Annotated in this window: 26 protein-coding genes; 7 read left to right on the top strand and 19 right to left on the bottom strand. The window is 61.1% G+C overall.

The window, feature by feature from the left end:
• Nucleotides 1–331 precede the first annotated feature (331 nt).
• The 7 genes from HU767_RS11600 to rplM form a co-directional block, all read right to left on the bottom strand.
• The gene (locus HU767_RS11600) at nt 332–745 is read right to left on the bottom strand and encodes a ClpXP protease specificity-enhancing factor (protein ID WP_053124982.1); all 414 of its coding nucleotides are present in this window, start codon (nt 743–745) and stop codon (nt 332–334) included.
• A 16-nt stretch (nt 746–761) separates the two neighbouring features.
• Nucleotides 762–1,379 carry a glutathione S-transferase N-terminal domain-containing protein gene (locus HU767_RS11595; protein ID WP_003178195.1) on the bottom strand — a complete coding sequence of 206 codons (618 nt, stop codon included), beginning with the start codon at nt 1,377–1,379 and terminating at the stop codon, nt 762–764.
• A gap of 151 nt (nt 1,380–1,530) precedes the next feature.
• On the bottom strand, nt 1,531–2,313 hold the full coding sequence (locus tag HU767_RS11590) for a cytochrome c1 (protein WP_186729579.1): 783 nt from the start codon (nt 2,311–2,313) through the stop codon (nt 1,531–1,533).
• The gene (locus HU767_RS11585) at nt 2,313–3,524 is read right to left on the bottom strand and encodes a cytochrome bc complex cytochrome b subunit (RefSeq protein ID WP_186705118.1); all 1,212 of its coding nucleotides are present in this window, start codon (nt 3,522–3,524) and stop codon (nt 2,313–2,315) included. Before HU767_RS11585 ends, HU767_RS11590 begins: the two co-directional genes overlap by 1 nt.
• The gene (gene petA / locus HU767_RS11580) at nt 3,524–4,117 is read right to left on the bottom strand and encodes a ubiquinol-cytochrome c reductase iron-sulfur subunit (RefSeq protein ID WP_039591565.1); all 594 of its coding nucleotides are present in this window, start codon (nt 4,115–4,117) and stop codon (nt 3,524–3,526) included. Before petA ends, HU767_RS11585 begins: the two co-directional genes overlap by 1 nt.
• 256 nt (nt 4,118–4,373) lie before the next feature.
• A complete protein-coding gene (rpsI, locus tag HU767_RS11575; RefSeq protein WP_003205364.1) occupies nt 4,374–4,766 on the bottom strand; it encodes a 30S ribosomal protein S9 in 393 nt (130 codons plus the stop codon).
• Between the two features lie 14 nt (nt 4,767–4,780).
• Nucleotides 4,781–5,209 carry a 50S ribosomal protein L13 gene (gene rplM / locus HU767_RS11570; RefSeq protein WP_003205365.1) on the bottom strand — a complete coding sequence of 143 codons (429 nt, stop codon included), beginning with the start codon at nt 5,207–5,209 and terminating at the stop codon, nt 4,781–4,783.
• Between the two features lie 245 nt (nt 5,210–5,454).
• Here rplM and HU767_RS11565 point away from each other — a divergent pair, with 245 nt between their 5' ends.
• Nucleotides 5,455–6,495 (top strand): NADP(H)-dependent aldo-keto reductase, encoded by a 1,041-nt coding sequence (locus tag HU767_RS11565; RefSeq protein ID WP_186729578.1) that lies wholly within the window; start codon nt 5,455–5,457, stop codon nt 6,493–6,495.
• 116 nt (nt 6,496–6,611) lie between these two features.
• On the opposite strand, the gene HU767_RS11560 is transcribed toward HU767_RS11565, so the two are convergent.
• Nucleotides 6,612–7,748: an acyl-CoA dehydrogenase family protein gene (locus HU767_RS11560; protein ID WP_186729577.1), complete on the bottom strand. Its 1,137-nt coding sequence runs from the start codon at nt 7,746–7,748 to the stop codon at nt 6,612–6,614.
• Between the two features lie 244 nt (nt 7,749–7,992).
• Between HU767_RS11560 and HU767_RS11555 the strand changes: the two genes are divergently transcribed.
• Nucleotides 7,993–8,889, top strand: coding sequence for a GlxA family transcriptional regulator (locus HU767_RS11555; protein WP_186705196.1), 897 nt, complete (start codon nt 7,993–7,995; stop codon nt 8,887–8,889).
• A gap of 189 nt (nt 8,890–9,078) precedes the next feature.
• Here the strand turns inward: HU767_RS11555 and zapE are convergent, their stop codons facing one another.
• The 3 genes from zapE to HU767_RS11540 form a co-directional block, all read right to left on the bottom strand.
• The gene (zapE, locus tag HU767_RS11550; protein WP_186705116.1) at nt 9,079–10,173 is read right to left on the bottom strand and encodes a cell division protein ZapE; all 1,095 of its coding nucleotides are present in this window, start codon (nt 10,171–10,173) and stop codon (nt 9,079–9,081) included.
• 101 nt (nt 10,174–10,274) lie between these two features.
• Nucleotides 10,275–11,630 carry a tryptophan--tRNA ligase gene (locus tag HU767_RS11545; RefSeq protein ID WP_186729576.1) on the bottom strand — a complete coding sequence of 452 codons (1,356 nt, stop codon included), beginning with the start codon at nt 11,628–11,630 and terminating at the stop codon, nt 10,275–10,277.
• A 24-nt stretch (nt 11,631–11,654) separates the two neighbouring features.
• On the bottom strand, nt 11,655–12,284 hold the full coding sequence (locus HU767_RS11540; RefSeq protein WP_053124997.1) for an alpha/beta fold hydrolase: 630 nt from the start codon (nt 12,282–12,284) through the stop codon (nt 11,655–11,657).
• A 148-nt stretch (nt 12,285–12,432) separates the two neighbouring features.
• Here HU767_RS11540 and HU767_RS11535 point away from each other — a divergent pair, with 148 nt between their 5' ends.
• Nucleotides 12,433–12,870 (top strand): DUF1043 family protein, encoded by a 438-nt coding sequence (locus HU767_RS11535; RefSeq protein ID WP_181287677.1) that lies wholly within the window; start codon nt 12,433–12,435, stop codon nt 12,868–12,870.
• 245 nt (nt 12,871–13,115) lie between these two features.
• Here the strand turns inward: HU767_RS11535 and HU767_RS11530 are convergent, their stop codons facing one another.
• The 8 genes from HU767_RS11530 to HU767_RS11495 form a co-directional block, all read right to left on the bottom strand.
• A complete protein-coding gene (locus tag HU767_RS11530) occupies nt 13,116–14,501 on the bottom strand; it encodes an aspartate aminotransferase family protein (RefSeq protein WP_186729575.1) in 1,386 nt (461 codons plus the stop codon).
• On the bottom strand, nt 14,498–15,985 hold the full coding sequence (locus HU767_RS11525) for an NAD-dependent succinate-semialdehyde dehydrogenase (RefSeq protein ID WP_186729574.1): 1,488 nt from the start codon (nt 15,983–15,985) through the stop codon (nt 14,498–14,500). The genes HU767_RS11530 and HU767_RS11525 overlap by 4 nt, the downstream gene beginning before the upstream one ends.
• 130 nt (nt 15,986–16,115) lie before the next feature.
• Nucleotides 16,116–16,595 carry an Lrp/AsnC family transcriptional regulator gene (locus HU767_RS11520; protein WP_186729573.1) on the bottom strand — a complete coding sequence of 160 codons (480 nt, stop codon included), beginning with the start codon at nt 16,593–16,595 and terminating at the stop codon, nt 16,116–16,118.
• Between the two features lie 310 nt (nt 16,596–16,905).
• Complete coding sequence (gene doeB, locus HU767_RS11515) at nt 16,906–17,907, bottom strand: N(2)-acetyl-L-2,4-diaminobutanoate deacetylase DoeB (protein WP_186729572.1); 1,002 nt, start codon at nt 17,905–17,907, stop codon at nt 16,906–16,908.
• 3 nt (nt 17,908–17,910) lie between these two features.
• A complete protein-coding gene (gene doeA, locus HU767_RS11510) occupies nt 17,911–19,101 on the bottom strand; it encodes an ectoine hydrolase DoeA (RefSeq protein ID WP_186705110.1) in 1,191 nt (396 codons plus the stop codon).
• Nucleotides 19,102–19,140: 39 nt separating this feature from the next.
• The gene (locus tag HU767_RS11505; protein WP_186729571.1) at nt 19,141–20,133 is read right to left on the bottom strand and encodes a cyclodeaminase; all 993 of its coding nucleotides are present in this window, start codon (nt 20,131–20,133) and stop codon (nt 19,141–19,143) included.
• Nucleotides 20,134–20,155: 22 nt separating this feature from the next.
• Nucleotides 20,156–21,127 (bottom strand): hydroxyectoine utilization dehydratase EutB, encoded by a 972-nt coding sequence (gene eutB / locus HU767_RS11500; protein WP_186729570.1) that lies wholly within the window; start codon nt 21,125–21,127, stop codon nt 20,156–20,158.
• Between the two features lie 303 nt (nt 21,128–21,430).
• The gene (locus HU767_RS11495) at nt 21,431–22,825 is read right to left on the bottom strand and encodes a PLP-dependent aminotransferase family protein (RefSeq protein WP_186729569.1); all 1,395 of its coding nucleotides are present in this window, start codon (nt 22,823–22,825) and stop codon (nt 21,431–21,433) included.
• A 290-nt stretch (nt 22,826–23,115) separates the two neighbouring features.
• Here HU767_RS11495 and ehuB point away from each other — a divergent pair, with 290 nt between their 5' ends.
• The 4 genes from ehuB (at nt 23,116) to ehuA (ending at nt 26,228) form a co-directional block, all read left to right on the top strand.
• A complete protein-coding gene (ehuB, locus tag HU767_RS11490; protein WP_186729568.1) occupies nt 23,116–23,973 on the top strand; it encodes an ectoine/hydroxyectoine ABC transporter substrate-binding protein EhuB in 858 nt (285 codons plus the stop codon).
• Between the two features lie 73 nt (nt 23,974–24,046).
• A complete protein-coding gene (gene ehuC / locus HU767_RS11485; RefSeq protein WP_186705105.1) occupies nt 24,047–24,706 on the top strand; it encodes an ectoine/hydroxyectoine ABC transporter permease subunit EhuC in 660 nt (219 codons plus the stop codon).
• A complete protein-coding gene (gene ehuD / locus HU767_RS11480; protein ID WP_186729567.1) occupies nt 24,703–25,359 on the top strand; it encodes an ectoine/hydroxyectoine ABC transporter permease subunit EhuD in 657 nt (218 codons plus the stop codon). The genes ehuC and ehuD overlap by 4 nt, the downstream gene beginning before the upstream one ends.
• A 74-nt stretch (nt 25,360–25,433) precedes the next feature.
• Entirely contained in the window at nt 25,434–26,228 is a 795-nt protein-coding gene (gene ehuA / locus HU767_RS11475) for an ectoine/hydroxyectoine ABC transporter ATP-binding protein EhuA (protein WP_189674317.1), read from the top strand.
• Nucleotides 26,229–26,241 lie beyond the last annotated feature (13 nt).

Below are 26,241 nucleotides of genomic sequence, written 5' to 3'. Positions count from 1 at the left end.
CTGACCTCATCGCGAGCAAGCCCGCTCCCACAGGGGTTCTGTGTTGGATATGAATTTTGTGTTCACTGGAGATTGAATGTGGGAGCGAGCCTGCTCGCGATGGCGATGGTTCAGTCAAATGGATACTGGGCTTGTCGGCCTCTTCGCGAGCAAGCCCACAGGACCTTGAAAGGGATGGTTGTAAGAGCGGAACCATAAGCACGCGTTACCGCAGAAACGGATATACACATAAAACCACGACACAAAAAAATGCCCGCATCTCACGACACAGGCATTTTCTTAACCAAGCTGCAGACTTTCACACGATCAGTGACTGGCACTTATCTACAACCTACTTCACCACTTTCAAACTCGGCCGCCCGCTAGGACGCGGCGGCTCGTCATCCGGTGGCGGCAAATCATCATCCGGCTCGAACTCTTCCTCACCGTCCAGCGGCGCTTCCAGCTCGAACACCATGCCCTGGCCATTCTCCCGGGCATAAATGCCCAGGATCGCAGCAACAGGCACGTACAGGGTATGCGGCACACCACCGAAGCGCCCTTCGAAACTGACAGCGTCGTTATCCATGTGCAAATGACGCACGGCGGCTGGCGACACGTTCAGGACAATCTGCCCGTCATTGGCAAAACCCTGCGGCACCTGCACCGACGGAAACTCGGCATTGACCAGCATGTGCGGGGTGCAATCGTTGTCCACAATCCACTCATAGAGCGCGCGGACCAGATAAGGTCGACTGGAGTTCATAGCGGCTCCCTAAGCCTTAGCGCATGTCGCGTTCGACACCAGACAGACTCGCCTGGAATGCCTCACGCGCAAATTGGCGCTCCATATAATCAAGCAGCGGCTTGGCAGGCCGCGGCAGTTCGATACCCAGAATCGGCAAACGCCAGAGTATGGGCAATAGGCAGCAATCCACCAGACTTTGTTCCTCACTGAGGAAAAACGGCTTGTCGACGAACAGCGGCGATACGCCTGTCAGGCTTTCACGCAATTCCTTGCGCGCCACGACCCGCGCCGGCTCCTTGGTCCGGGAATCCAGGATCAAGTCCACCAACCCGCACCAGTCACGCTGGATGCGATGGATCAGCAAACGGCTGTTGGCACGCGCGACAGGATAAACCGGCAGTAAAGGTGGATGCGGATAACGCTCATCCAAATATTCCATCACCACAGTCGACTCCCACAACGCCAGGTCACGATCGACCAAGGTGGGCAGGCTGCCGTAAGGGTTCACCTCGATCAGCTTCGGCGGCTGACGGCCCGCTTCGACGTAAATGATCTCGGCGCTGACACCCTTCTCTGCCAGTACGATGCGTACCCGGTGGGAATAGTGGTCGGCGGGGTCGGAGTAACAGGCCAACCGATTGGTCACGCCCATGGCGATCCTCCTCGCTTGTTGAAATTATCGAAAAACGGAAAAGCGAGCGCGCCCAGAGGGCGCCTCCCGTAACACCTGGCTGGCCAGGCTCGTTACATTTTCAGAGACGCCCTTGGGCGCGCACGATTAACAGCAATGGCTTACAGCTTTATCAATGCACGTCTTTCCAGTATTCACGCTTGAGCAGGTAAGCGAATACGAAGAAGAACGCCAGGTACAGCAATACATAGGTACCGATGCGCTGATGTTCCAGCTTCACCGGGTTGGCCGAGTAGGCCAGGAAGGTCACCAGGTTCTTGACCTTCTCGTCAAACTGCTCCGGGGTCAGGCTGCCGGTATTCGGCAATACGGTCAGTTGGTCGCAAGCTTCGTGAGTCAACGCGGAGCCGGTCAGCGGATCGAATTGCTTTTTACCGTCTTCAACGATCTGGACCTGTTTGCAGCCTACCACCTGGCGACCTTGGAGGCCGACCAGAACGTTAGGCATGCCGACGTTCGGGAAGACCTTGTTGTTCACGCCCCATGGACGCGAAGGATCTTCGTAGAACGAGCGCAGGTAGCCGTAAAGCCAGTCGGTGCCACGCACACGGGCAACCAGCGTCAGGTCCGGCGGCGCGGCGCCGAACCAGGTCTTGGCGTCCGCCGGCTGCATGCCGATGTTCATGTGGTCACCCAGCTTGGCACCGGTGAACACCAGCTTCTCGAGCATCAGCTCATGAGGGATGCCCAGGTCATCGGCAACACGCTCGTAGCGCTGGAACTTGGCACTGTGGCAACCCATGCAGTAGTTGGCGAACGTACGGGCGCCGTCCTGCATGGCCGCTTTGTCGGAAACGTCGATGTCGACTTTTTCGAGCTCCGGGCCACCGTGTTCAGCCGCGAAGGACAGTACAGGCATAGCAGCAAGAATCAGTACAGCAAATAGCTTTTTCATCAGCCAGTCACCCTTTCCGGAACCGGTTTGGTCTTCTCGAGCCTGGTGTAGAACGGCATCAAAATGAAGTAGGCGAAATACAGGAAGGTGCAGACCTGCGACAGCAGCGTCCGGCCCGGTGTCGGTGCCAGTACGCCCAGCACGCCCAGGATCACGAACGAGACGCAGAACACCACGAGCCAGATCTTGCTCAGCCAGCCTTTGTAGCGCATCGACTTGACGGGACTGCGGTCCAGCCACGGCAGGACGAACAGCACGGCGATGGCCGCGCCCATGGCGATAACACCCAGCAGCTTGTCCGGGATCGCCCGCAGAATCGCGTAGAACGGCGTGAAGTACCAGACCGGGGCAATGTGCTCAGGGGTCTTGAACGCGTTCGCCTGCTCGAAGTTCGGCTTCTCGAGGAAGTAACCGCCCATTTCCGGGAAGAAGAATACGATGGAGCAGAAGATGAACAGGAAGACCACCACGCCGACGATGTCTTTCACGGTGTAGTACGGGTGGAAGGCGATGCCATCCAGCGGTACGCCGTTCTCGTCCTTGTGCTTCTTGATATCCACGCCATCCGGGTTGTTCGAACCGACTTCGTGCAGCGCGAGGATGTGCAGCACCACCAGGCCGAGGATCACGATCGGCAGGGCCACGACATGCAAGGCGAAAAAGCGGTTCAAGGTGATACCCGAGATCAGGTAGTCACCACGAATCCATTGGGTCAGGTCGTCGCCGATGACCGGGATCGCACCGAACAGCGAGATGATCACCTGGGCACCCCAGTAGGACATCTGGCCCCACGGCAGCAGGTAGCCCATGAAGGCCTCGGCCATCAGCGCCAGGTAGATCAGCATGCCGAAGACCCACACCAGCTCACGAGGCTTCTGGTACGAACCGTAGAGCAAGCCACGGAACATGTGCAGGTAGACCACGATGAAGAACGCCGAAGCGCCGGTGGAGTGCAGCAGACGCAGGATCGAGCCGTACTCGACGTCGCGCATGATGTATTCGACGGAGGCGAACGCTTCTTCCGCCGACGGGGTGTAGCTCATGGTCAGCCAGACACCGGTGACGATCTGGTTGACCAGAACGAGCAGCGCCAGGGAGCCAAAGAAGTAGAAGAAGTTGAAGTTCTTCGGGGCGTAGTACTTGCTGAGATGGTCTTCCCACATTTTGGTCGCGGGAAAGCGCGCATCAACCCAATCCATAAGTTTGCTCATCACGCTTTCTCCGTATCGACGCCAACGACAATGATGTCATCGGTTTCATAGGAATGCGGGGGAACTGGCAGGTTCAGAGGTGCAGGCTGCGATTTGTAGACGCGACCGGCCAGGTCGTAGTGGGAGCCGTGGCAAGGGCAGAAATAGCCACCGACCCAGTCCTTGCCGAGATCGGCAGGGGCCACTTCAGGACGGAACGTTGGCGAGCAACCCAGGTGCGTGCAGATACCGATCAGCAGCAGAACCTCTGGCTTGATCGAACGCGTTTCAGGGTTGACGTATTCCGGTTGGACCGAGTTCTTGGAGGACGGGTCGGACAACTGACCCTCGATCTTTTTCAGATTCCCCAGGATTTCCTCTGTACGGCGGACGATGAATACCGGCTGGCCGCGCCACTCAGCAATCATCTGCTGGCCTGGCTCGATCTTGCTGACATTCACTTTCACCGGTGCACCTGCGGCTTTCGCCTTGGCGCTGGGAAACCATGACCCCACGAACGGGACCGCAGCCCCCACCGCTCCTGCAGCACCCACCACGGATGTGGCTGCTACCAGGAAGCGACGCCGGCCTGCATTCACGCCGTCATTGCTCATTCAGTCCTCTCCCATCAGCTTTGTGGCCTGTTAGATCAGGCGTCTACTAAGTAAAAATCTGAACTTATAAAAATTTTGCCGAATGGTAATGAAAAGCCCCAATTCTGACAAGGTAATTACCAAGCGGCCAAACCGCCAAGCCTTGTAGTATAGGGGCTCTACGAATGTGGCAAGTTGTCACAGAGCAATTCTTTTGCCCATAAAAAAACGCCCAGCTCCGTGAGGAACTGGGCGCCTTTTGAAAGCGGAAGCGAAATTAACGCTTCGAGTACTGCGGACGCTTACGCGCTTTACGCAGACCGACTTTCTTACGTTCAACTTCGCGAGCATCGCGAGTTACGAAGCCGGCTTTGCGCAGAGCACCACGCAGAGTCTCGTCGTAATCCATCAGGGCGCGAGTGATGCCGTGGCGGATTGCGCCAGCTTGACCACTTACACCACCACCGATAACAGTGACGTAGATGTCGAATTTTTCGACGGTCTCGGTCAGTTCCAGCGGCTGACGAACTACCATGCGGGCAGTTTCGCGGCCGAAGAAGTTATCCAGGGAGCGGTTGTTGATGGAGATGTTACCAGTGCCCGGACGCAGGAAAACGCGTGCGGTTGCAGTCTTGCGACGGCCAGTGCCGTAATTTTGAGTCGCCGACATAATGAACTATTCCGTTAAAACTTCAGTTCTTGGGGCTGCTGAGCAGTATGAGGGTGAGCAGCGCCCGCATAAACCTTCAGCTTACGATACATGTCGCGACCCAGTGGGTTCTTAGGCAGCATGCCTTTAACCGCGGTCTCGATCACGCGCTCAGGGGCTTTGGCGATCAGCTTTTCGAAGTTGATCGACTTGATGCCGCCAGGAAAACCGGAGTGGGAGTAGTACATTTTGTCAGTGGTTTTAGCGCCAGTAACACGTACTTGCTCAGCGTTGATCACGACGATGTAGTCACCGGTGTCAACGTGAGGGGTGTACTCAGGCTTGTGCTTGCCACGCAGACGGCTCGCGATTTCGGTGGCCAGACGACCCAGGGTCTGACCAGCAGCGTCGACGACAAACCAGTCGCGCTTTACTGTTTCCGGTTTAGCAGTAAAAGTTTTCATTCTTTATAGCCTCAGGGGCCGCCCTGTAAATTAGACGGCGGATCTTACTGAATAGTGCGTACTTTGACAAGTCAAAGGCAGCCGGATACAGACGCTTTCGGGGGCTCGGGTCGGCGCGTCCGTTCAACGGCAAGATTCTTCGGCGGCGGCGCATCACTTCCACTGCAGAAAGAGGTGCGCAATTATGCAGATTGCGAAAAATATTTCAACCTGCTTTTATGATTGTTTTGCCCAAGGAGTTCCCGATGGACTATCGCCAGCTAGGCCGTACCGATCTGAATGTCAGCGCCCTGTGCCTCGGCACCATGACCTGGGGTGAGCAGAACAGCGAGGCAGAGGCCTTCGCCCAGATCGAACGCGCCAAGGGTGCCGGCATCAATTTCATCGACACCGCCGAGATGTACCCGGTACCCCCCAAGGCCGAGACCTACGCCACCACCGAGCGCTACATCGGCAATTACTTCAAGAGCCGTGGCGACCGTGCCGACTGGATCCTGGCGAGCAAGATCGCCGGCCCCGGCAACACCATCGACTACATCCGCGACAAGAACCTCAAGCACAATCGCCGCCACATCGTCGAAGCGGTGGACGCCAGCCTCAAGCGCCTGCAGACCGACTGGATCGATCTCTACCAGCTGCATTGGCCCGAGCGCAGCACCAATTTCTTTGGTCAACTGGGCTACCAGCACAAGGCCGACGAAACGTTCACCCCGCTGGAGGAAACCCTCGAAGCCCTGGACGAGCAGGTCCGCGCCGGCAAGATCCGCCACATCGGCCTGTCCAACGAAACGCCTTGGGGCACCATGAAATTCCTCGCCCTGGCCGAGGCCCGTGGCTGGCCGCGGGCGGTGTCGATCCAGAACCCGTACAACCTGCTCAACCGCAGCTTCGAGATCGGCCTGTCGGAAATCGCCATTCGCGAACAATGCGGCCTGCTGGCTTATTCGCCACTGGCGTTCGGCTTCCTGTCGGGCAAATACGAAAACGGCGCACGGCCCGCCAAGGGCCGCCTGACCCTTTACAGCCGCTTCATGCGTTACTTCAACCCGCAATCGGAGGCCGCCTGCAGCCGTTATGTCGCCCTGGCCCGTGAACATAGCCTGGACCCGGCGCAGATGGCCCTGGCGTTCGTCACCCAGCAGCCGTTCGTGACCAGCAACATCATTGGCGCCACCACGCTGGAGCAGCTGGACAGCAACATCGCCAGCTTCGATCTGAAGCTGTCGGATGAAGTGCTGGCGGGGATCGAGGCGATTCACAAGGATCAGCCGAACCCGGCGCCCTGATCGCCAAGTAAAAAGCCTTCGCGAGCAAGCCCGCTCCCACATAGGATTTGTGATCGACACAAATTCTATGTGGGAGCGGGCTTGCTCGCGAAAGCAATCTTGAATTCACCCCATGATCAAAGCGACCGCGCAATGATCTCCTTCATGATTTCATTGGTCCCGGCATAGATCCGCTGCACCCGCGCATCCGCCCACGCCCGGGCAATCGGGTACTCCCACATGAAGCCGTAGCCACCATGCAACTGCACGCACTCGTCGAGCACCTTGCATTGCAGGTCGGTGCCCCAGTACTTGGCCATCGCCGCCGTCGGCACGTCCAGCTTGCCTTGCAGGTGCAACTCCAGGCAGCGGTCGACGAAGACCCGGCCAATCTGGATTTCGGTGGCCATTTCCGCGAGCTTGAAACGGGTGTTCTGGAAGTCGGCGATGGATTTGCCGAACGCCTTGCGATCCCGGGTGTAGTCCAAGGTCCATTGCAACGCCGCTTCGGCCGAAGCCAGGCCACCGATGGCGACGGTCAGGCGTTCCTGGGGCAGCTCTTGCATCAGGTAGGCAAAGCCCATTCCGGCCTGCCCAAGCAGGTTTTCCTTCGGCACGCGGACATCCTGGAAGAACAATTCCGACGTGTCCTGGGCCTTCATGCCGACTTTCTCCAGGCGCTTGCCTTTTTCAAAGCCCGGGGTGCCCGCCTCCACCAGGAACAGGCTGGTGCCCTTGGCGCCGGCCTTGGGGTCGGTCTTGGCGACCACAATCACCAGGTCCGCCAGGAAACCATTGGTGATGAAGGTCTTCGAGCCGTTGATGACGTATTCATCCCCGTCGAGCACCGCCGTGGTCTTCACCCCTTGCAGGTCGGAACCGGCGCCCGGCTCGGTCATGGCGATGGCCGTGACCATTTCGCCAGACACCAGTTTCGGCAGGTACTTGTGTTTCAACGCTTCGCTGCCGTAGTGCAGGATGTACGGCGCGACGATGTCGGAATGCAGCGAGAAGCCGATCCCCGTCAGCCCCAGGCGACCGATCTCCTCGATCACCACGGTGCTGTAGAGGAAATCCGCGTCGAGGCCGCCATAGGCCTCTGGCAGGTGCGAGCACAACATGCCCGCCTCCCCCGCCTTGTTCCAGAGTTGACGGTCGACATGCCCCTGTTTTTCCCACTGACTGTGGTACGGCACGGCTTCTTTTTCGAGGAAGGTTCGTACGCTGTCGCGAAACAATTCGTGCTCGGGACTGAACAGGGTTCTTGGGATCATGGCGCACCTTTGGTTATTGTTGGGCGTGGTTATCCGACAAAGCCTAAGCCTGCGATGTACGACAGGACACTGGACACATCCGACAAAAAATAAGACGATCCAGCCGTCTGTTGACCACTTTCCCCTATAAAAATAAAGATGAATTATGTCTATGCACGCCTCCACGCCCTTGCGGCGCGTCAGCATCCTGGCAGTCGACCGGGTCTTCGCCTCTACCCTCATGCAAGCCAAGGATTTTTTCCACCTGGCCAGCCTGCGCTATGGCAAACAACTGGGCCACGGCCTGACGCCGGCGTTTGAAACCCGGCTGGTCAGCCCCGATGGCAAACCGGTGAACAGTTTCAGCGATGTGATCATGCCGGTGGACGGTGGCCTGGAAAATACTGACGTCATCATCCTGCCGGCCTTCTGGGATGATTTCGCCGGCCTCTGCCAACGTTATCCCCAGGTCTTGCCTTGGCTGCGCGAACAACACGCTCGCGGCGCAGTACTCTGCGGCGAAGCCACCGGGGTGTTCTGGCTGGCCGAGGCCGGGCTACTCGACGGCAAGGAAGCCACCACTTACTGGCGCTTCTTCAATGCCTTCAAGGAGCGCTTCCCCCAGGTGCACCTGAACCAGGACAAGCACCTGACCGACGCCGACAACCTGTTCTGTGCTGGCGGCACGACCTCAGCCTGCGACCTTTACATCTACCTGATCGAACGCTTCTGCGGCGCCAACGTGGCCCAGGCCGTGGCGCGGGACATCCTGTATGAAGTGCAACGCAGCTATTCGCCAGGACGGATCGGCTTCGGCGGGCAGAAACTGCACCAGGACGTGATCATCCTGCAGATCCAGCAATGGCTCGAAGAGCACTTCGCCGATAAATTCCGCTTCGAGGACGTTGCCCGGGAGCATGGCATGAGCATCCGCAATTTCATGCGCCGCTTCCAGACCGCCACGGGCGACAAACCGCTGCATTACCTGCAACGGCTGCGGATCGAAACCGCCAAGGGCCTGCTCTCCGGCAGCCGCAAGAGCATCAAGACCATCAGCTACGAAGTCGGCTACGACGACGCGAGCTTTTTCGCACGACTGTTCCGGCAACACACCGACCTGTCGCCGAACCAGTATCGGCAGCAGTTTCAGCAGGCGGCGTGAACCGAAACTGAATACGATCCAGTGTGGGAGCGGGCTTGCTCGCGAAGGGGGCGGCATGTTCAGCATAGATGCAAGCTGACCCGCCGCTTTCGCGAGCAAGCCCGCTCCCACAGGGTTATGCAGTGAACTGCTCAACTCACGCGTACAAAAAAGGCCTGCAATCGCAGGCCTTTTTTGTTTTCCGATGCCTTAAGGCTTATGCGCCCGCGCCAGGAATTCGTGGGACTGCATCTCCAGCAAGCGACTCAGGGTCCGCTGGAATTCGAAGGTCAGGCGACCGCCGGTGTAGAGGTCCTTGAGTTCGACTTCAGCCGAAATGATCAGCTTCACGTTACGGTCGTAGAACTCGTCGACCATGTTGATGAAGCGACGGGCGATGTCGTCGGTGGTGACGCTCATCTGCTCGACGCCGCTGAGCAACACGGCGTGAAAGATCTTGCCCAGTTCGATGTAATCGTTCTGGCTACGCGGGCCATCGCACAGTTCGCGGAAGTCGAACCAGGCGACGTCGTCGCAGGTGCGAATGGCGCGGATCTTGCGATTTTCGATGATCAGCTCGTCGTTTTCGACCGCTTGGGTGCATTCCGGTGTCAGGGCGCGGAAGCTCTTGCGCAGGCTTTCTTCGGCGGCCGCATCCAACGGGAAGTGGAACAGCTCCGCTTGTTCGAGGTGGCGCAGACGGTAGTCGACGCCGCTGTCGACGTTGACGATTTCGGTGTGTTCCTTGATCAGCGCGATGGCCGGCAGGAAACGCGCTCGTTGCAGACCGTCCTTGTACAGGCCGTCCGGCACGATGTTCGAGGTGGCGACCAGGGTCACGCCGTTCTTGAACAGCTCTTCCATCAAGGTGCCGAGGATCATCGCGTCGGTGATGTCGGAAACGAAGAACTCATCGAAGCAGATCACCCGGGTCTCGTCGGAAAAACGCTTGGCGATGATGGTCAGCGGGTTCTTTTCGCCACCCAGGGTCTTCATTTCCTCGTGCACGCGCTTCATGAAGCGGTGGAAGTGCGTGCGTGTCTTTTCCTTGAACGGCAGCGCTTCGAAGAAGGTATCCACCAGGTAGGTCTTGCCACGGCCAACGCCGCCCCAGAAGTACAGGCCCTTGACGGGCGCCTGGTCTTTTTTGCCGAACAGTTTGCCCAACAGGCCCGGCTTGTTGTTCGAGGCCGCGACCAGGTCGTCGTACAGGCGCTGCAAATGCCGCACCGCCGTTTCCTGGGCTGCGTCGTGGAAGAACTCCGGGCGTTTCAGATCAGCTTGATATCGTTCTAGGGGCGTCATATTCGTTAGCAAGGCAACAAAAACGGGCCGTCACTGTAGCGATGGCCCAGAAGAATGGCAATCGGCCCTTATTCGGGCCGATGGTCGGGTGACGTGCCGGATCAGTCCTGGGCAGGCGTCAGGGCAATGCGCAAGGCATCAATGGCCGCGTCCCGGGCGGCACTGTCGGTGAACGCTGCGCTATTCGCCACGCATTCGCCTTCGAGCCAGACGCTGAAACTCAGCTCGTCGCTGCGTACGTCCAGGGGTTGGCCGGCCTGCAATTGCTTGGTCACCTGCCCTGCGGTCTTGCCGTCGGCAAAATTGTTCGAGAGCAACAGTTGCTCACCCTCGGCGGAAAGCAGGCGGAAACGGAAACTGCCGTCCTCCTCGCGGAAGCTGACGAAACGTGCCGCCTTGGCCGCTTTCTTTTTGGTCTGGGTGGCCACCTGGACCTGGCTGACGAAGGACCGCAAGCCAACGGCCTCGCGCAGTTCATTGAGGAACGGCGTTGCCACGGCCCGGGCTTTTTTCGCGCCCAGTTGCAGGATGTCTTCAAGGTCCGATGGACGTTCGATGAACTGGTGATAACGCTCGCGGGCCTCACCCAGCTCGCTGTCGAGCAACTGGAACAGGCGGTTCTTCGCTTCGCCCCAACCCAGGCCCTGCAACAGTTCGCTGCGGAACTCGGCGGACTGCTCGGCAGTGGCGAAAGCCTGGAACAGGGTGAACAGGTGCGAATTGTCCGGGTCCTTGGCTTCGCCCGGGGCACGGGAGTCGGTGACGATTCGCGAGATCGCGTCCTTCATGTCCTTGGCGCTGCTGAACAACGGAATGGTGTTGTCGTAGCTCTTGGACATCTTGCGGCCATCGAGGCCCGGCAATGTGGCGACGCTTTCTTCAATCAGCGCCTCGGGCATGGTGAAGAACTCCTTGCCTTGGCCGAACAGATGATTGAAGCGCTGGCCGATGTCCCGGGCCATCTCCACGTGCTGGATCTGGTCGCGACCGACCGGCACCTTGTGGGCGTTGAACATCAGGATGTCGGCGGCCATGAGGATCGGGTAGCTGTAGAGGCCCATGGTGACGCCGGCGTCCGGGTCTTCGCCGGCCTCGACGTTCTTGTCCACCGAGGCCTTGTAGGCGTGGGCGCGGTTGAGCAGGCCCTTGGCGGCGACGCAGGTCAGCAGCCAGGTCAGCTCCGGGATCTCGGGAATGTCGGACTGGCGATAGAACGTCACGCGGTCCACGTCCAGGCCGCCGGCCAGCCAGGTAGCGGCGATTTCCAGGCGCGAACGCTGGATACGCAGCGGGTCATCGCACTTGATCAGGGCGTGGTAGTCGGCCAGGAAGTAGAACGAATCGGCGTTGCTGTCGCGGCTGGCGAGGATCGCCGGACGGATGGCGCCGGCATAGTTGCCCAGGTGTGGGGTGCCGGTGGTGGTGATGCCGGTCAGGATACGGGTACGCGTCGTCATGGGTTATCGCTTGTCAGACTGCTGTCAATTCGAGAGGCGCGGCAGGATCAGATCCTTGAGATCAGTCAGCTTGCCATGAAAAAAGTGTCCGCATTCTGCCACTTTCAGCAGCTCATGGGGACGTTGGAGCGTGTCGGACCATGCGTAGACCAGCTGCGGATCGACCACTTCGTCGGTTTCCGGCTGGATCACGGTCAATTCGCCACCGGTCGGCAAGGGCGACTGCTCATCCAGGCGCATCACCGCCGGGGCCACCATGAACAAGTGCTTGACCGGTTGTCCCTGGGCTTCCAGGCGCCCGCCCAGGCTGGCGGCGACGAATCCGCCGAAGGAAAAGCCGAACAGGGTCAGGGGCAATTGCGGGTATTTTTCCCGCAGCCATTGGGCGACCGCCTGGGCGTCGTCCACTTCACCAGTGCCCATGTCATGAGTGCCGGCACTGGCGCCCACGCCACGATAATTGAAACGCAACGTAACCAGCCCGGCGTCCCGGGCGGTGCGTTGCAGGGTCGAGACCACTTTGTTGAGCATGGTCCCGCCCTGCACCGGGTTCGGGTGGCAGATCAGCGCCAGGCCACGGGGGGCCTCGTTGTCCAGGTACAAGGCTTCCAGTTGGCCCACGGGGCCATCGATGACTACAGGGGTTTCGCGCATAAGCAAGGGAAAGAACTCCGTGACCCCGAATGGGGTCGACTCGTCTAGCTAAAAGTCTGTGCCTGGCATGATTGCGATGTTCTTCGCGGTATACAGCGCAGGTCCGAGCCGTTAACGTAAAGCAAAGCCGTTTATAGAGGAAGGACTCGTGGAACACTCGCTCTTAGTTTGGTTGTTGCCGACTCTTGCCCTGGTTGCCGGTGTCGCCATTGGATTCCTGCTTGCCCGCCTGCTGCCCAACGCGGTGCCCAACAGCACCCAACGTCAGCTGGACGACATCCAGGAACGTTTCGACAGTTATCAGAATGAAGTGGTCACCCACTTCAACAGCACCGCCTCTCTGGTGAAAAAACTCACCCAGAGCTACCAGGAAGTCCAGGATCATCTGTCCGAGGGGGCCAATCGCCTTGCCTTGGACGAGCAGACTCGCCAGCGCCTGCTGGCTGCCCTGCAAGCCGATGCGGCACAGACGCCACGGGAACGCCTGACCCCACCCAAAGGGATCCAGGAACCGCCACGGGACTACGCGCCAAAGGCCCCGAATTCGCCCGGCATGCTCGATGAGCATTACGGTTTGAAGAAGTAATTTCCAAGCGACACCCAAAAGCCCGCCCGATCCCATGATCAGGCGGGCTTTTTATTGGTTCCAATTCCCTATTTCAATTTGATCCCCCGTGGCGAGGGAGCTTGCTCCCGCTGGGCTGCGGAGCAGCCCTATAGCAGCGAACTCGATTTTCCTGGCACACCGAGTTGCCTGGTTTTGGGGCCGCTTCGCGGCCCAGCGGGAGCAAGCTCCCTCGCCATAGGGATCGGTGTACTGAGGCATCTCAGTTAAGCCAACACCTCTTCTGCCACCTGGTCGATAGCCCCTTTGGTGATGTCGACGATCAGGTCCGCATCCTCCCGGGTCAGGATCAGCGGCGGGGCGAAGCCCAGGATGTCGCCGTGGGGCATGGCGCGGGCGATCATGCCGCGCTCCAGGCAGGCAGCCGAGACCTTCGGGCCGACTTTGAGTGCCGGGTCGAACGCCGTGCGCTGTTCACGGTCGGCCATGAACTCCACGGCGGCCAGCATGCCGTCGCCGCGAACCTCCCCCACCAGCGGATGACCTTCCAGCGTTTCACGCAACCGACGGTTCAAGTAGCCGCCAACATCCTCGGCATTGGCCGTGAGGTTTTCCCGTTCGAGGATGTCGAGGTTGGCCAACGCCGCCGCTGCGCAGATCGGATGCCCGGAATAGGTCCAGCCATGGCCCATGGCGCCTTCGGCCTGGGAGGCCTTTTCAATCACGCTCCAGACCTTTTCGCCGATGATCACCGCCGACAATGGCGCATAGGCGCTGGTCAGCCCCTTGGCGGTGGTGATCAGGTCCGGCTTCATGCCGTAGCGCTGGCTACCCATCTTCGACCCCAGGCGACCAAACGCGCAGACCACCTCGTCGGCAATCAACAGCACGTCGTACTTCTTCAACACGGCCTGGATCGCATCCCAGTAACCGGCGGGCGGGACAATGATGCCGCCGGTGCCCATCAGCGGTTCACCGATGAACGCCGCCACGGTGTCCGGGCCTTCGGCAAGAATCATCTTCTCCAGCTCATCGGCGCAATAGCGCACGAATGCCGCTTCGTCCATGCCCACCGGGGCCTTGCGATACCAGTGCGGGCACACGGTGTGCTTGACCCCTTCCACCGGCAGGTCGAAATGCTGGTGGAAGGTCGCCAGCCCCGTCAGGCTGCCGGTCATGATGCCCGAACCATGGTAGCCACGGTCCCGCGAGATGATTTTTTTCTTCAACGGCCGGCCCAGCACGTTGTTGTAGTAGCGCACCAACTTGACTTGGGTCTCGTTGGCATCGGAGCCGGACAATCCGTAGTAAACCTTCTTCATCCCTTCCGGCGCCCAGTCCATGATGCGACGGGACAGTTCGATGATCGCCTCGCTCGAGTGGCCGACGTAGGTGTGGTAGTAGGCCAGCTCCTTGGCCTGCTTATAGATGGCGTCAGCCACCTCCGTGCGGCCGTAGCCGATGTTCACGCAGTAGAGCCCGGCAAAGGCGTCGATGAACTCACGGCCCTCATGGTCGCGAATGCGAACGCCCGACGCGCTCTTGATGATCCGGCCCTTGAGCGCGCCGCTGGCGTGGTCATGGGCGTGGGTCGAGGGGTGCATGAAATGCGCACGGTCTTGTTCGAACAGCGTGTTGAATTCTTGGCTCATGCGGACTCTCCTGGGAACTGGCCTTGATGGTGCAGGCAAAAATATTTGGTTTCGACAAAGGGCTCGAAGCCCTCGCTGCCACCCTCACGACCGAGGCCGGAGGCTTTCATGCCACCGAAGGGGATCGGGTGGCCGGTGAACTTGACGCCGTTGACCGCGACCATCGCGTGGTCGAGACGGCGGATCAGCGGATAGATGACGTCCAGGCGGTTCGAACAAATATAGGCCGCCAGTCCGTATTCGGTGTCGTTGGCCATTTCGATGGCTTCGTCCAGGGTGTCGAACGGCATCACCCCGGCAATGGGCGCGAAGTTTTCTTCACGGTAGATGCGCATCTGCGGCGTGACATCGGCCAGCACGGTCGGTTGATAGAACAACCCGCCCAAGGCGTGGGCCTCGCCCCCCAACAGGCGCTGAGCGCCTAGCGCCAGGGCATCGGCGACACGATCAGCGGTCGCATCGAACGCCGCCTGGTGCATCAACGGCCCGACATCCACGTCCTGTTCCTGTTGACCGACCATGGCCGGCCCGACGCGCAAGGCACGCACCGCTGCGGCGAAACGACTGAGGAACGCTGGGTACACCGGGCGTTGCACCATGATTCGGTTGGCCGCGCAGCAATCCTGGCCCGAGGTCTGGAACTTCGCTTCCACAGCGACTTTCACTGCCAGCGTCAGGTCGGCATCGGCGCAGACAATGAACGGCGCGTTGCCGCCCAGTTCCAGCGCGACTTTCTTCACGTCATGGGCCGCCGCTTGCAGCACCAGTTTGCCGACCCGGGTCGAGCCAGTGAAACTCACCGAGCGTACACGACGGTCCTTGACCAGGGTTTCCATGGCCATTTGCGGCTCGCCCAAGACCACGTTGAAGACCCCGGCGGGAAAGCCCGCTTCCTCGGCCAATTGCGCCAGGGCCAACGCTGAGTACGGCGTTTCGTGGGCGGGCTTGATCACCACCGTGCAGCCGGCAGCCAGGGCCGCGGCTGCCTTGCGGGTAATCATCGCCGAAGGGAAATTCCACGGTGTGAGCAGCGCGCAGACGCCCACCGGCTCCTTGATGGTGCCCAGGTGCGCATTCGGGATATGGCTGGGGATGTTCTGGCCGTAAAGGCGCCGGGCTTCCTCGGCGAACCAAGGGATGAAGCTGGCGGCATAGGCGATTTCGCCACGGGACTCGGCCAACGGTTTGCCCTGTTCCAGGCTGAGGATGTGTGCGAGGTCTTCGCTGTGTTCGGTGATCAACGCTGCCCAGCGCCGCAGGATCGCGCCGCGCGTCTCCAGGCTCTGCTCGCGCCACGTCGGGAAGGCGCGATGCGCTGCGTCCACCGCCGCGACGATCTGTGGCTGATCGAGCATCGGCACATGGCCGATAACCGTGCGGGTGGCAGGGTTGTGCACCGCGATGCTCTGGCCACTGTCGCTGTGGACCCAATGGCCATCAATGTAGCAAAGCGCTTTGAACAGCAGCGGATGTTGGTAAGGCATGACGTTCACTCCAGAGCGTGTGCGTGAATCCATGCTAGGGCAGCGGCGCTTGGGCTTTCGGGTGTTTGCGCGGGGTCAGACCTTGGCTTTTTTCTGGAAACGACCTGCTGGACAGTGTTTTCTGCGGTACTCAGGAAGAGGACGCCAACTCCGCCGGCAAGGCACCGGCAGTCTTGATGGTCTTGGTGACGATGTAGGTGAAGTAGCGTTCGATGCCGAGATCTTCGAGCAGCAGTTGATCGACGAAACGCTGGTAGGCATCGACGTCTGGGGACTGGATCATCGCCAGGTAATCCACACCGCCACCGGTGGCGTAACAGAACGCCACTTCGGGCGCGGCGATCATGCGTTGCTCGAAACGGCGCATGTCCTGGGCGGTGTGTCGGGCCAGGGTGATCTCCACCAGCACCTGCTGGCGCTTGAACACCCCGCCCCAATCGATCTGCGCCCGGTAACCGATGATCAAGCCCGCCGCTTCCAGCTTGCGCACCCGCTCCCAGGCCGGCGTCACCGACAGGTTGATGGCCTCGGCCAGGCTCGACTTGGTGATGCGCCCATCCTCGGCGAGGATCTGCAGGATCTTGAGGTCGTAGCGATCGAGTTTGTGCATGGGGCCGGGCTCCGGGTGGTTAAAAAACTCAGACTCAACGCAGGCCTTTGTGGGAGCGGGCTTGCTCGCGAAGAGGCCATCAAACTCAACATATCCATTGCATGTCACACCGCCTTCGCGAGCAAGCCCGCTCCCACATTTATCTGTGGCGGATCACCAACCTGCAATCACCGTAAATCCCTGTGGGAGCGAGCCTGCTCGCGATGAGGCCATTACATTCAGCACCTCTATCATCTGTTATACCGCCATCGCGAGCAGGCTCGCTCCCACAGGTTTTATATGTACACAGGAAATTTGTGGCTGGCTGTTATCAAGCCAACACATCCGCAATCACCGCCAAGGTATCGCCACACTGCACCAGCCCGGGAAAGTGCCGGGCCGCCAGGAGGCCGCTGCGGGCGGCGCGGTATTGGACCGGGGCGACGCCGCTGCGGGTGGTGTCATGGATACGCGCCACCACCTCACCCTGGGTGACGTTGTCACCAAGATCACGGCACATTTCCAGCAAACCGTTGTGTTCGCTGGCGATGAAACAACTGGCGTCCGGCATGTCGAGCACCAACGACGGCTGCAACTCGATCGTGCCCCGCAGGATGCCGGCGTGGATCAGCAGGTTGCGCACCCCGCGCTCGGCAATCGCCACGCTGCGGGCGGTTGATGAACCGCCGCCGCCCAGTTCGGTAGTGACAAACACCTTGCCCTGGGATTCGGCCGCCGTGTCGTACATCGCCTCGGCGTCCAGCTCCAACATGCGCATGCAATACGGCGCGTTGAACGCCAGCATCCCGGCCTCGCAGCGGGCCTGTTGCTGTTTGTCCGGCAAGACGTGGCAGGCGGCGAACGGCAGGAAATCCAGGGTCCGGCCACCGGAGTGAATGTCCAGGACAATGTCCGCCAACGGCAACAACGTGCGATTGAAATAGTCGGCGATTTTCTCGGTAACGGAGCCGTCCGGCCGGCCGGGAAAACTGCGGTTCAGGTTGCCCTTGTCGATGGGTGAAGTCCGGCGCCCGGCATGGAACGCCGGGGTATTCATGAACGGCACGATGATCACTCGCCCGGTGACGTCCTCGGCGGTCAACTGCTGGGCCAGTTTGCTCAAGGCCACCGGGCCTTCGTATTCATCACCGTGGTTGCCACCGCTGAGCAGCGCCGTCGGGCCGCTACCGCGCTGGATCACGGTGATGGGGATCATCACCGCCCCCCAGGCCGAATCGTCCCGCGAATACGGCAGCTTGAGAAAGCCGTGCTGCACGCCCTCGCGGCTGAAGTCGATCGTGGCGCTGATGGGATTGTTGGGCAAGTCGGGCATGGCTCAATCCTTCACAAACAATTGACGAGGCACGTTGCACAGCGTCTCGACGCCGGTTTCGGTGATCAAAATGCTCTCGGTGATTTCCAGGCCCCAATCGTCCATCCACAGCCCCGGCATGAAGTGGAAGGTCATGCCCGGTTGCAACACGCTGTTGTCGCCAGGGCGCAGGCTCATGGTGCGCTCGCCCCAATCCGGCGGATAACTGATGCCGATGGGGTAGCCGCAACGGCTGTCCTTGTGGATGCCGAACTTCTCCAGCACCTTGAAAAACGCCACGGCGATGTCCCCGGTGGTGTTGCCCGGCTTGGCCGCGTCCAGGCCGGCGGCGATGCCTTCGACCACGGCTTTTTCACCGTCGAGGAAATGTCGGGGCGGCTTGCCCAGGTAAATGGTCCGCGACAACGGGCAGTGGTAACGCTTGTAGCAACCGGCGATTTCAAAAAAGGTCCCGGCGCCCCGTTCGAACGGCGAATCGTCCCAGGTCAGGTGCGGCGCGCTGGCGTCGGCGCCGGTGGGCAACAGCGGCACGATGGCCGGGTAGTCGCCGCCATGACCATCCGCACCGAGAATGCCACTGCTGTAGATCTCGGCCACCAGTTCGTTCTTGCGCATGCCCGGTTCGATCCGTTCGAGGATCCGGCTGTGCATGTTCTCGACGATGCGCGCGGCGATGCGCATGTAGGCGATTTCCTGGGGCGACTTGACCGCTCGCTGCCAGTTCACCAGGCCCACCGCGTCTACCAGCGTCGCGTCGGGCAAGTGCTTTTGCAGCGACAGGTACGCGGCGGCGCTGAAGTAATAGTTGTCCATCTCCACGCCGATGCTCAGCGCCCCCCAGCCACGGGCGATGATCACCTCGCGGGACAGGTAGTCCATGGGGTGGCGCTCGCGGGACTGCACGTAGATGTCCGGGTAGCCGACGATGTTGTCGGCCTGCATGAACACCGTGCGCTTGGCACCGTTGGCATCCTGACCGCGACCGAACCACACGGGCTCGCCCTCCAGCGCCAGCAGCACGCACTGGTGCACATAGAACGACCAACCGTCATAGCCGGTGAGCCAAGCCATGTTCGACGGATCGGTGACCAGCAGCAGCTCCAGGCCCTGGGCCTGCATGGCCGCGCGAACCTTCGCCAGGCGCTGGGTGTATTCCTCCCGTTTAAACGGAAGATTGACGACGATCTCTGACATCCACCTGCCCTCTGTTCAATGACTCATGAAGAAAATGATCTAGCGACCGAACGCAAAGCCCTTGCCCGCCGCCCTCGCCCGCTCGAACGCCAGGTTGGCGATGGCGGTGTCCTGGGCGCCGGTGCCGGTGAGGTCGCAGAGCGTCACTTGCGCCGTATCGGAACGTCCAATCCGCTGCCCTGCCAATACTCGTCCCAATTCCAGAAGCGCCAGGTCATCGCGTACGGTGCCGGCCGCCAGGGCGTGGTGCAGTTCGCCGAGTACGCGGGTCTGGCTCAGGCGATCGGCGACATAGCAATCGGCGGCCGCCAGGGCTTGCGGGGAAATTTCATTCTTGTGTTCCGCGTCCGAACCCATCGCCGTGATGTGCAAGCCAGGGTGCAAATGGCGGGCTTGGATCAGCGGCTCGCGACTGGGGGTGCAGGTGATGGCGATGTCCACGCCTTCCAGGGCAGCGTCAATGGAGGCGCAAGGCGTGACGGCCAGTCCGCTGTCACGCGCCAAGTCTTGGCTGAACGCCTTGGCCTTTTGCGCATCCCGCGCCCAGACCCGCACCTCGTCGATGGGCCGCACCAGGCGCAGCGCCTGAAGCTGCAACGCCGCCTGTTCGCCGGCACCGATCAACGCGACGCTGCGGCTGTCCTCGCGAGACAGGCACCGCGCCGCCACGGCACCGGCGGCGGCGGTGCGCACGGCGGTGAGGTAACCGTTGTCCAGCAACAGCGCCTCCAGCAAACCGGTGCGTGCCGAGAGCAGCATCATCATGCCGTTAAGGCTGGGCAGGCCAAGCTTGGGGTTATCGAAAAAACCCGGGCTGACCTTGATGGCGAAGCGTTCCAGGCCCGGCAGGTAAGCGGTCTTCACATCCACTTCGCCGTTGTGCTCGGGGATGTCCAATCGCAGGATCGGCGGCATCGCCACGGCGGCGGTGGCCAACAGCACGAAAGCCTGCTCGATGGCGTCGATGCTGGCCAGGTCGAGGGCCACGCAACTGCGCAAGTCGGCTTCGCTCAATAGGGTGACGTCACTCATGACAGGGCTCCGTTAACGGTTATCAGGCATTGGCGCCAGCGATCACGCGGGCATGTTGTTCGATGTCGACGTTGCGCCCGCTGACCACCAGGACGATGGGGCCGCGCGGCTCGACCAGGCCGTCGAGCAGCGCCGCGATGCCCACCACGGCGGCGCCTTCGAGCACCAGGCGTTCGTGGTGATAGGCGTGGCGGATGGCATTGGCGATGGAGGCTTCCGAGAGCAGGTGCAGGTCATCGCGCAATTGCCGGGTCATGGCGAAGGTGTAGCGGTTGTCCAGGCCGATGCCGCCCCCGAGGGAGTCGGCCAGAGTCGGCAACTCTTCGATGTCCACCGGTTGTCCGGCGGCGAGGCTGGCGTGCATCGCCGCACCACGGGCCATGCTGATGCCGTGGACCTGGATCGCGGGGTTGGCACCTTTGAGGGCCAGGGCGACCCCGGCGAACAGGCCGCCACCGGACAACGGCACCAGGACCTGGGCCACGTCCGGCTGCTGCTCGAGGATCTCCAGGCCGAGGGTGCCCTGGCCGGCGATGATCGCTGGGTGATCGAAGGGCGGTAAAAACGTCGCCCCCTGCTCCCGGGCGATGCGCTCGGCTTCGCGCTGGGCGTCGTCCTGGGACTGGCCGACGATGCACACCTCGGCGCCCAAATCGCGAATCGCCTGCACCTTGTTGGCCGGTACCAGGTTCGACAGGCAGACAATCGCCCGGACGCCCTGCTGCGAGGCCGCGTGGGCGAGCGCCCGGCCATGATTACCGGTCGACGCGGTGACCACGCCCTGGGCCTTCTGCTCGGAACTGAGTTGCGCGACGGCATTGCTCGCCCCGCGCAGCTTGAAGCTGCCGGTGATTTGCAGGGCTTCCAGCTTGAGGTATACGGGCACGCCGATCCGTCGCGACAGGCTCGGGGAATGCTCCATGGGCGTGCGCCTGACCTGCGACTCAATGCGCTGGCGGGCGAGGTAAATGTCCTGAAGCTGCAACCCTGTCATGACTGCGTCCCGAGCAGATGTGTTGGGCGCAGTCTAAGAGGGCTGGATTGTGGTGATGAATGTACTAGGGCAATTTACTTTGCATTCAGTGTCGGCTGAAAGATCGACAAATTCAGCATGACCCACCTATCCCTGTGGCGAGGGAGCTTGCTCCCGCTGGGCTGCGCAGCAGACCCAAATCCATTCAACCAGATGTATCTGAAGACAGTTAACTGTTTTTACGACTGCTTCGCAGCCGAGCGGGAGCAAGCTCCCTCGCCACAAAAGCACATGCAACTTCGGAGAAAGCCCACTGCTTGCCTATCAAAAATCATGAATCTGCGGATACTGGTTGAAGATCTCGCGCATGCCGATCAGCGCATGGCGCATTTCTTCATCGCTGCATTCGGCGCCGACACACACTCGCACCGCGCGCGGCCGGGGAGTGCCGCGTACGGTGAACGGGTCGGGGGAAGTGACGGCGATGTGCTTGTGGCGCAGCGCCCGCACCAGGCTGTCCACTTCCCAGTGGGGCGGGATGCCGATCCAGGCGTTCAAGGCATGAGGATGCTGGGCCAACACATGCTCGCCCATGTATTCGGTGACCATCGTCTGGCGCCCGGCCAACAGTTGGCGCTGCAACTGCACCAGCGACTCGGCGCGGCCATCGCGAATCCAGCGGGTGGCGATCTCCGAGACCATCGGCGTGGCCATCCAGCTGTTGACCCGCAGGATGCTCTCGGTACGCAACGCCAGGCGCTTGGGCACCACCAGGTAACCGATGCGCAACCCCGTGAGCACCGACTTGGTCATGCTCGTGCAGTAGAACGACAACTCCGGCAGATAATGACTGATGGGCGGCGCGCGGCGTTCGTCCAGCAGCGGACCGTATACATCATCCTCGATAATGTGCACACCGAAGCGCCGGGCGATCTCGGCGATTTCCCGGCGCCGGGCGTCGGGCATCAGGCTGGTGGTGGGGTTGTTCAGGTTCGGTGTGCACACCAGCGCCGTGATGCGCTCGTTGCTGCACATGTCTTCGAAATGTTCGGGATCGATGCCATGGCGATCCATCTCCAGGCCCTTGAGGGTGAAGCCCAACACCTGGGAATTGCCGATCACGCCGTGGTCGGTCAAGCCTTCGCAAAGCACCACATCGTCGGGGCCCGCCAGGGAAGCGAGCGCCAGGAAGATCCCATGGGCCGCGCCGTTGGTGATCAGCACATCGTTACGGTCGACTTTCAGCCCTTGCCGGCCAATCCACTGCGCCGCCGCTTCGCGATGGGACTCGAAACCGGCGATGGGCCGAAACGCGTGAATCCACGGCTGGTCCTCTTCAGTGCTCAGCGCCGCGCAGGTATCCCGCCAGGCCTGGTCGTGCTCGCGAGTGTGGAGGATGCGAGTGATGGAAAAATCCACCAGCGCCCGCTCGGGGCTGTCGAGTATGTAGGTGGCGACCCGGTCGCTCATGCGCCGCGAAACAAAACTGCCGCGCCCTACTTCGCAACGGACCAGCCCTTGGCGTTCCAGCTCCTTGTAAGCATTGGTGACGGTCTGCACGCTGATGCCCATGGCGTCGGCCACCTGCCGCTGCGGCGGCAGGCGCTGGTCGTTGGCCAAGGCGCCCTGTTCGATATCGTCGGCAATGGCCTGCACCAGGATCTTGTATTTGGATTCACCGCTGCGGGCGAGGTCCAGGGCTGATTTCCACTTATCCATAACGGCTGCAACCGGCGTGAGAACGGGTGCGCACAGCATTGCGCGGCCATGGCGGCAAAGCAATTGTCCTAGTGCAATACAATCCGCGTCGGGGCTTTTGTATGCTCGGTCCAAGGTCGTCCTCCAGGCGGGTTCATTGCCCCGATAAAAAGCCGGATCGACCTGTACCGGCGCCGTTACCGCTTCCAGGCCCCGCCCGGATCCGCCGCTGTACGCTTTGCTCTTGTCACACTGCCTCCTAACACAGAACCGTCCGCTGACGGATCCACAAGAAACAGGAGATTTTATCGATGAGCAATTTTCTTCCCCGCACTTGCACACCCTTGCGCCGACTCTTGTTGACTTGTGCCGCACTGGGCCTGGCCGGCAGCGTTCAAGCGGCCACCTTGGATACCGTCAAAAGCAACAGCAGCATCCGGATCGGCTACGCCAACGAAACCCCATTCGCCTTCACCGAAACCGACGGCACCGTCACCGGTGAGTCGCCGGAGATCGCCAAGATCATTTTCGCCAGGATGGGCATCAAGCAGGTCAATGGCGTGCTCACCGAATGGGGCTCGCTAATCCCTGGCCTGCGCGCAGGTCGCTTCGATGTGATTGCCGCCGGCATGTACATCACCCCGGCGCGCTGCAAGCAAGTGTTGTTCACCGATCCGCAGTATCAATTGCCCGACGCCTTGCTCGTGGCCAAGGGCAACCCGAAAAAACTCCACAGCTATGAAGACATCGCCAAGCAACCGGACGTGAAGCTGGCCATCATGGCCGGCACGGTGAACCTGGCCTATGCCCGCGACTCCGGGGTCAAGGACGATCAGATCCTCCAGGTCCCCGACACCACCGCGCAATTGCAAGCCGTGCGCGCCGGTCGCGCCGACGCGGCCGTCGGCACCCAACTGACCATGAAGGGCCTGGCCAGCAAGGGTGGCGATAAAGTAGAGGCGATGACCGAATTCAAGGACGACCCGTCCCACATCGGCTACGGCGCCTTGGCCTTCCGCCCCGAGGACAAAGACCTGCGCGACGCGGTCAATGCCGAGCTGAAGAAGTGGCTGGGTTCGGAGGAACACCTCAAGGCCGTCGCGCCATTCGGTTTCGACAAATCCAACGTCACCAGCAAGACCGCGGCCGAGCTTTGCGCTCAGCCCTAATGGCACGCCGAAACGGGCATGACGCGCAGAGCGTGATGCCTGTTCCCTGCTTCATCGGATATCGGGTTGAACCATGGGCGAATTACTTCCGTTATTGATTCAAGGGGCCTGGGTTACGCTCCAGGTAACGTTCTTCGGCTCGCTGCTGGCGATTGTCGCGGCGGTACTCGCGGCCCTCGGGCGGCTGTCGCCGTGGCGCGCGTTGCGCTGGTTTTCGATTACCTACATCGAAGTGTTCCGAGGCACGTCGCTGCTGGTGCAATTGTTCTGGCTGTTCTTCGTGCTGCCGCTGCCGCCCTTCAATGTGGAGCTGAGCCCCTACGCCGTGGCCATCGTCGGCCTGGGCCTGCACATCGGCGCCTACGGGGCCGAAGTGATGCGCGGCGCCATCAGCTCGGTTGCCAAGGGCCAATACGAAGCCTGCACGGCGCTGAACTTCAGCGCCTTCACGCGCTTCAAGCGGATCATCCTGCCCCAGGCATTGTTGGCGGCGATTCCACCGGGCACCAACCTGTTGATCGAGTTGCTGAAGAACACCTCGCTGGTATCGCTGATCACCTTGTCCGACCTGAGCTTCCGGGCGCGCCAGTTGGATCAGGCGACGTTCCAGACCCTGGAGGTCTTCAGCCTGGCGCTGGTGCTGTATTTCATTCTCGCCCAAGCCATCAACTTCGGCATGCGCAACGTCGAGCGACGGCTGAGCCGGGGCCGGATGCGTGGAGGTCTGTCATGACGCTGTTCGACTGGTCCTACGCCGCACTGATCCTGCCGGACCTGCTGCGCGCCTCCCTCAATACCGTGGGCATTACCCTGATCGGTTTCCTCATCGCAATCGTGCTGGGGCTGTTCCTGGCGATTGGCCGGCGCAGTCGCAGATTCTGGCTGTCATGGCCGGCCACGGCGGTGATCGAGTTCATCCGCAGCACGCCGCTGCTGATCCAGGTGTATTTCCTCTACTACGTGCTGCCCAACTACGGCTTGAGCCTGACGGCCATGCAAGTCGGCATCCTCGGCATCGGCCTGCACTATGCCTGCTACATCGCCGAGGTCTATCGCAGTGGCCTCGACGCGGTGCCACGGGCGCAGTGGGAAGCGGTGACGGCGTTGAACATCGCGCCGTACGACGCCTACCGCAACATCATCCTGCCCCAGGCGCTGCGACCGATCGTGCCGCCCCTGGGCAACTACCTGGTGGCGATGCTCAAGGACACGCCGGTGCTGTCGGCGATCACCGTGGTGGAAATCATGCAGCAGGCCAAGAACATCGGTTCCGAGCATTTCCGTTACCTGGAACCCATCACCCTGGTCGGCCTGTTCTTCCTCGCCCTGAGCCTCGCCTTGGCTTATCTGGTACGGCGCCTTGAAACGCGCATGGAGCTACGCTAATGACTTTACCCCTGTCCACGCCCACCGATTTGTCCCGGCGCAGCACGCTGGCGTCACAGCAGGAGGCCCCGGCCATGCAAATTCCGACACCGTCCCGGCCGATTGTGAGTTTCCAGGACGTGACCAAAAGCTACGGCAGCTTCACCGTACTCGACCATCTGAACCTGGATGTCGCGCCCGGTGAAAAAGTCGCGATCATCGGCCCCAGCGGCTCGGGCAAGTCCACGCTGCTGCGGGTGTTGATGACCCTGGAAGGCATCGACCAGGGCCAGATCCGCGTCGAGGACGACTCGCTGACCCACATGCCCAACCGCAACGGCGTACTGGTGCCGGCCAACGACCGGCACATCCGCCGGGTGCGTGGCAAGATCGGCATGGTGTTCCAGAGCTTCAACCTGTTCCCCCACATGACCGCGCTGCAGAACGTGATCGAGGCGCCGGTCCAGGTGCTGGGCATGAACCCGAAGCAAGCCCGGGAGCGCGCCGCCGACCTGCTGGAACTGGTGGGGCTGGGCAATAAGCTCGACCATTACCCGTCGCAGTTGTCCGGCGGCCAGCAACAGCGGGTGGCAATTGCCCGGGCGCTGGCGATGCGGCCCAAGGTGATGTTGTTTGACGAGGTGACTTCGGCGCTCGACCCGGAGCTGTGTGGCGAGGTGCTTAACGTGATCCGCAAGCTGGGGGCCGAACACAACCTGACGATGCTGATGGTGACCCACCAGATGGGGTTTGCGCGGGAGTTCGCTGATCGGGTCTGTTTTTTCTACAAGGGCCAGATTCATGAGCAGGGCACACCGGCGCAGATCTTCGAAAACCCGCAGCAGGAACGGACGTGTGCGTTCTTGAGTGCGGTGAAAGAGGCGAACTAAACCTACCCACTGG

Source organism: Pseudomonas sp. SWRI179 (assembly GCF_014268705.1).
Taxonomy (GTDB): domain Bacteria; phylum Pseudomonadota; class Gammaproteobacteria; order Pseudomonadales; family Pseudomonadaceae; genus Aquipseudomonas; species Aquipseudomonas zanjanensis.
This window is presented reverse-complemented; position numbering and strand designations above follow the sequence as displayed.